At 56.6% G+C, this 4,574-nt stretch carries 7 protein-coding genes; 6 read left to right on the top strand and 1 reads right to left on the bottom strand.

Features of this window, described 5'->3' with window-relative positions; all coding sequences use genetic code 11:
- The 5 genes from BA066_06825 to BA066_06845 all read left to right on the top strand — a co-directional run.
- Positions 1 to 659: serine/threonine protein phosphatase (locus BA066_06825; GenBank protein ID RDD52975.1), on the top strand; the 659-nt coding region annotated here is incomplete at its 5' end.
- Entirely contained in the window at positions 656 to 1,306 is a 651-nt protein-coding gene (locus BA066_06830; GenBank protein ID RDD52976.1) for a TlpA family protein disulfide reductase, read from the top strand. The genes BA066_06825 and BA066_06830, both read left to right, overlap by 4 nt.
- Positions 1,275 to 2,102, top strand: coding sequence for a CPBP family intramembrane metalloprotease (locus BA066_06835; protein RDD52977.1), 828 nt, complete (start codon positions 1,275 to 1,277; stop codon positions 2,100 to 2,102). The genes BA066_06830 and BA066_06835 overlap by 32 nt, the downstream gene beginning before the upstream one ends.
- Positions 2,029 to 2,451 carry a metal-sulfur cluster assembly factor gene (locus tag BA066_06840; GenBank protein ID RDD52978.1) on the top strand — a complete coding sequence of 141 codons (423 nt, stop codon included), beginning with the start codon at positions 2,029 to 2,031 and terminating at the stop codon, positions 2,449 to 2,451. Before BA066_06835 ends, BA066_06840 begins: the two co-directional genes overlap by 74 nt.
- A gap of 136 nt (positions 2,452 to 2,587) precedes the next feature.
- Positions 2,588 to 3,745, top strand: coding sequence for a saccharopine dehydrogenase family protein (locus tag BA066_06845; GenBank protein RDD52979.1), 1,158 nt, complete (start codon positions 2,588 to 2,590; stop codon positions 3,743 to 3,745).
- Here the strand turns inward: BA066_06845 and BA066_06850 are convergent.
- Entirely contained in the window at positions 3,708 to 4,034 is a 327-nt protein-coding gene (locus BA066_06850; GenBank protein RDD52980.1) for a thiamine-binding protein, read from the bottom strand. The two genes, BA066_06845 and BA066_06850, sit on opposite strands and share 38 nt — an antisense overlap.
- Before the next feature lie 41 nt (positions 4,035 to 4,075).
- On the opposite strand from BA066_06850, the gene BA066_06855 reads away from it, so the two are divergent.
- The coding region (locus tag BA066_06855; GenBank protein ID RDD52981.1) for a class I SAM-dependent methyltransferase at positions 4,076 to 4,574 on the top strand (499 nt) is incomplete at its 3' end.

Here is a 4,574-nt window from a genome sequence, read left to right on the forward strand (position 1 = left end):
ATAATGTAGTCTTCCTTGGCGATTACGTTGACAGGGGGGCGAAGCAGATAGAGAACTTGAACTTCCTCCTCGCGAACCACATGAGAGATGAAAGGGTAGTGCTTTTGAGGGGAAATCACGAGTCTCCAGTGGTGAACATGAACTACGGCTTCATGGAGGCCCTTTATCACACTTACGGCTCCGAGTGGCCCTACATCTACGTGAGGTACAACGAGGTCCTCTCCAACCTTCCCTACGCGGCCCTCGTGGACGGAATACTGGCCCTTCACGGAGGGATAGCGGAGGGATTGAGAACCCTGAGGCAGATAGAATCTCTTCCGAAGAAGGACATGATCCCAAGCAACAGGATAGCCTTCCAGATCCTTTGGAACGATCCATCCGAGGAAGTCGATGGATTCGGGGAGAACCTCAGCAGGGGAGGGGGAGTCAAGTACTATGGTAAGGCGGCCCTAGAGGGGTTCCTGAGAGAGAACAGGCTGAAGCTTATTGTGAGGTCCCATGAGGCGTATCCCGATGGCTATGCGATGTTATTCGAGGGTGAGACCGGCATCGAGGGCCTCAGGCATAGATTAATATCTGTGTTCTCCTGCAGCTACTACGGCATCGCACCTACGGCCGCGGTTTACGATGGTAGGAGGGTGGAGGTGTTGAGGATTTGAGGGCTATCCTGATCCTCTCTGCGCTGTTGATCCTGCTCTCGGTGATCCCATCCTCCGCGCTCCCCAGCGTCGGGAGCGAGGCACCTGTCCTAAGGGTCGTGAGCTACGATGGTAAGGCCCTATCGAAGACATCGCTCAAGGGAAGCGTCGTGGTCCTCATGTTCGTGGCCGAGTGGTGCCCTCACTGCAGGGAGGAGCTCCCGGCCCTCTCCGATGCCTGGAAGCGTTACGGCCTTGAGAGGGAGGGTATAGTCGGCGTTGTGATGATGGTCTCGAGCGGTGAGTCCAGAGCCTTGGAGTTCTTCAAGTCGGTGAACCCTCCCTCGAACTGGAAGCTGGTCCTTGAGGGCGATGACACGGCCAGGGACTTCGGCGTGGCAAGCGTGCCGACCACAGTTGTGATAGACAGGAACTGGACCGTGGCAGGTATCTTCGTCGGAGCTCAGCCCGTGGACAGGGTGCTGGAACCGGCGGTCAGGCTATCAAGCCAGGCTGCGACGACAAGTAACTTGACTGGGACGACTGCTTCCACCGCGCGCGAGGCCGACCTGACATCTTTGCTTGTATTATCAGCTGCCATGATCGTTTTGGTGGTCCTGGTGGGTCTCTACTACTATGCGAGGGGACGCGGACGAGGGAAGGGGTGAGAGAGCCCCTGAAGACCTGAGCGATGCTGAGTCCATTTTTTATTTCATGATAACAATATTGGTCACTTTGATCATTCCGGAGATCCACCTTAGGGCAGTTTCATCCCTGGTCATCGTTCTGGTCATGCTGAGGCTCAGGGGGATCCATCCTCGGCTCGGCACCGTCGAGGGATCCGTCATCTCCCCTATTCTGGCCCTCACGATGACAATCCCTTTCGCATCGATCGCAGAGGTCAACTACCATGGGACCGAGATAGTTGAGATAGCGTCCATGATCCCCTATCACCTCTCCGTTGCCGTTTGGGAGGAGTGCCTTTACAGGGGATTCATCCTCAGGCGATCACCTCCCTTGCTCATCCTCTCCTCCTCCATTTTCTCCATCCTTCATGCTAAAAATCCCGGGTTCGGCTTTCTCCCCTCCATCGGGCTCCTCTCCGCGGGGATCTTCCTCTGCCTCATCAGGATCGGATGGGGGCTCATTCCATCCGTACTCTTCCACCTCTCCTGGAATCTGAGCTTGGAGCACCTCTGGGGCTTCCCGACCAGCGGCTTGAGGGGACCCAGCATCTTCTCGTCGGAGTTGAGGGGACCCAGCTTCATGACCGGCGGGGACTTCGGGCCTGAGGGATCCGTCCTGGCCGTGGTGGAGTTCGCTTTGGCCTCGGCCATCCTCCTGCTGAAGGCCCGGAGGGCCGGAGGGAAGTTTTATAAGGCGCTGATCAATGCCGCCCCGTGGAATCATGGAGCCCGAGGTCGTCAAGGCGAAGATCCTGAGCGTGCTGAAGTTCATAACTGACCCCGAGATCCCGATAAATATAGTTGATCTGGGCCTGATAAGGGAGATGAGGATTGAGGACGGGAAGGTACACATAAAGATGGTCATGACAGCCCCAGGATGCCCTTACTCCATGATGCTGGCTCGTCACGTTGAGGACAGCGTGAAGCAGGCCGTACCAGAGGTGGAGGAGGTGAGCGTGGAGGTCGTCAACTATCCGCCTTGGACGCCCATGGACATGACGGAGGAGGGAAGGGAGCTTTTCAAGAGGAACTACGGTTACGACATACTGGAAAGCTTCATCCAGAGATATGGGAGCGTGGAGAATTACTACAAGCTTGTCCGCGAGTACCTCGGAGAGGAGGAGTAGCTTGTTTCAAATAAAGGACAGCGAGCGAATCTTTAATAAACATTTTTAATGATCTCTCGCCCGCACGGGTCCTCACCGCAGTGAAGCCTTTTAAGTAATACCCCCAGAGTGATCCGAGGGGTGTTCTCCCATTAGGGTGGCGGTTTTCGGCGCTGGATCCGTCGGAAGGGCCATAGTTTATGACCTTTATGAGAGGGTAACCGGTTCCAACCTGCTGGTGATAGACTCTGACCCATCTAATCTGGCGGCAGCATCTAAGATGGTGAGCAAGGCCGAGTTCAGGAAGGTGGAAATTAAGGATGCCGATGACCTCTACAGGATAATGAAGGATGTGGATCTAGCGGTCAACTCCCTCCCGGGGAAGTTCGGGAGGCTCTCCTGGATCGCCGCAATAAAGGCGAGAACCGATTTGGTTGACATCTCCTACTCCGAGGATGATCCTACCGCCTACAACATGCAGGCGAGTGAGGCAGGGGTCACGATAGTGCCGGATGCCGGCGTCGCCCCCGGGCTGAGCAACATGATGGCCGGCAGGGCATACGCTCAGCTGGAGGAGGTGAGGGAGCTCAAGGTTTACGTCGGTGGCATTCCGGAGGAACCGATCCCCCCTCTGGGTTACCTCGTCACATGGAGCCCGGAGGACCTGATAGAGGAGTACGTTAGGGATGCCAGGATCGTGGAGAACGGTTCCATAACGAAGAAGCCTGCTTTAACTGATCTAGAGAGGATCCACATACCGGAGGTCGGTGAGCTGGAGGCCTTCCTGACCGACGGTCTCAGGAGCATGCTGAAGACCCTGAAGGGGGTCAACTTCATGGTCGAGAAAACGTTGAGGTGGCCTGGACACGCCGAGAAGATAGAGCTCCTCAGGACATTGGGATTCTTCAGTAAGGAGCCCCTCTCCTTCGGAAATGGAAGCGTATCCCCGGCTCAGATGACCGCTAGGCTTTTTAAGGAGAGGCTGAAGGGGGACTCTAGGGACATGGTCATACTGATAGTCCATGCGAGGGGAAGGAAGAGCCCCAGCGACATCGAGATAGAGTACAGGATGGTCGACAGGTATGATCCCTCCACGGGCCTGACCGCCTTGGCTAGGACCACCGCCTTCGTCGCCACCGGAATTGTGAAGCTCATCTCGGAGGGCTCGCTTCCCGGTCCGGGTGTCCTCCCCCCGGAGGTGATAGGGATGGATGAGACCCTCTTCACCTCAATGGCTGAATGGCTCTCCTGGAGGGGGATCAGGATAATAGAGAGAATCACTGAGTCGAGATCCCTTCCCCCATCCCCTCCCTGATCTTCCTCTCAACTACCTCAACCTTGTAATCCATGGTCACGACCTTGTCCCTCCTATCATCTATCTTCACCACCGTCAGCACTCTCTTGGCCCCCTTCAGGAACTGGGACTCGTGCATCTCCCTAACGACCCTCATGAGTTCTTCCAAGTCACCCTCAATGATCGTGGATGTCGGCGTCAATCTAACCTTGAGCCCGCTCCTCAGGGCAACCCTCACGGCTTCGGCGACGTAGTCGCTCAGGCTGGTACCCACACCCACGGGGACTATCGTGACCTCGACCATCGCCATGGCGACACCGTTAATTTCACCTGACCGACCGGAATATAACGATGAGCGAGGTAGCTAGGGTCTACGATGAGATAGCTGAGGGGTACTTCCACATCAGATCAAGACCCTGGCCCGAGGTTGAGCTCGTGGAATCGGGCCCCGTTCTCGACCTGGGCTGCGGTAACGGGAGGCATTCGAGGTACCTCATGCTCAAGGGGTTCTACGTGGTCTGCGCGGACATATCCTGGGAGATGCTGAGGGTGGCCTCCAGGAGGTTCCCCGGCGAGAGGGTCCAGTGCGATGCGGCCTTCCTGCCCTTCAGGGATGAGTCCTTCTCCACGGTCCTCTACATCGCCACGCTTCACCACCTGAGGGGGGAGCACAGGCTGAGATCCCTCACCGAGGTCAGGAGAGTCCTCAAGAATGATGGCATAGCCATAATCTCCGTTTGGGCCCTCTTTCAGCCTAGGTTCTTCAAGAAATTCCCGGAGATGCTCCTAAACATTCTGAGAGGAAGGAGCCCGGGCGACGTTTACGTACCCTGGAGGAGGGGCGATAGGG

It is taken from the genome of Candidatus Korarchaeota archaeon NZ13-K, assembly GCA_003344655.1.
GTDB lineage: Archaea > Korarchaeota > Korarchaeia > Korarchaeales > Korarchaeaceae > Korarchaeum.

Bases quoted from the DNA above. Each gene is read 5' to 3' on its own strand.
- BA066_06835 (RDD52977.1), top strand. From the start codon at position 1,275: ATGCGAGGGGACGCGGACGAGGGAAGGGGTGAGAGAGCCCCTGAAGAC.
- BA066_06840 (RDD52978.1), top strand. From the start codon at position 2,029: ATGCCGCCCCGTGGAATCATGGAGCCCGAGGTCGTCAAGGCGAAGATC.
- BA066_06850 (RDD52980.1), bottom strand. From the start codon at position 4,034: ATGGCGATGGTCGAGGTCACGATAGTCCCCGTGGGTGTGGGTACCAGC.